The 924-nt window shown below is 63.7% G+C and carries 2 protein-coding genes; one reads left to right on the top strand and one right to left on the bottom strand.

The annotated features are described in order from the left end of the window. The coding region (locus EOA60_RS34950; RefSeq protein ID WP_164899867.1) for an Hsp70 family protein at window positions 1-583 on the top strand (583 nt) is incomplete at its 5' end. Between the two features lie 12 nt (window positions 584-595). Here the strand turns inward: EOA60_RS34950 and EOA60_RS34955 are convergent. Further along, the coding region (locus tag EOA60_RS34955) for a LysR substrate-binding domain-containing protein (RefSeq protein ID WP_245502705.1) at window positions 596-924 on the bottom strand (329 nt) is incomplete at its 5' end.

A 924-nucleotide genomic window follows, 5' to 3' on the forward strand; every position in this document is an offset into this window, starting at 1 on the left:
GCTTAGCATCGCCCATATCATGCCCGAGCTCGGCTATCTGACCCCGACCAAGGACGGCAAGCGCAATCTGCCGGCAAGTTATTTCATCGACCTCGCCACCTGGCAGCGCATCAATCTCATTTACACTGCGAAGGCGATGTCGGATTTGAAGCAGATCCGCTTCGAAGCCGAGCGCGCCGATCTCGTCGACCGCTTCATCCACATTGTCGAGCATCGTTACGGCCATGCGATGGCCGGCCTGGTCGAACGGGCCAAGATCGCGCTGACAGAACATTCCTGGGCCGAGGTGAAGGTGTCGCTGCCCGGCGTACGCTTCGCGGCCGGGATCACGCGCGCCGGCCTGGAAGAGACGATCGGCGGCGATATCGAACGGGTGGCCGCGACGGTCAGGCAAACGATTGCCGACGCAGGCGTTCCCGCTTCGGCCATCACCGCTGTGTTCCTCACCGGCGGTTCGACGGCGATCCCGCTGGCAAAGCGGCGGATCCTTTCGCTGGTGCCGCAGGCCTCGGTTATCGAAGGCGATATGTTCGGCTCGGTCGGGCTTGGGCTCGCGCTTGATGCGCGGCGCAAATTCGCCTGACGCTTCCTTGCTCTAGCCCCTCCCCGTTGACGACGCGTTCTGCTTGCCGGTGAGATGCGCCTTGAGCGCCATTTGCGCGAGGCTCGCCTGCCGGTCGCGATGGGTAATCATGGCGAAATCGCGTTTCGGCAGAATGACCGGCACGGATCGCAAGCTGCCTTCCGCCAGCGAACGCGCAATGACGAGCTCGGAAATTATAGTCGCGCCGGCACCAGCCTCCACCGCCTGACGCACAGCCTCGTTGCTGGGCAGAACAAGAAAGATCTGCAACTCCGCCGGCGGAACCCCTTCACTGCGCGCAAAATCCTCCAGCGCCTCGCGCGTGCCCGACCCGCCCTCCC

Origin of the sequence: Mesorhizobium sp. M1A.F.Ca.IN.020.06.1.1 (assembly GCF_004023265.1) — a bacterium.
In the GTDB taxonomy this organism is placed as follows: Bacteria; Pseudomonadota; Alphaproteobacteria; order Rhizobiales; family Rhizobiaceae; genus Mesorhizobium.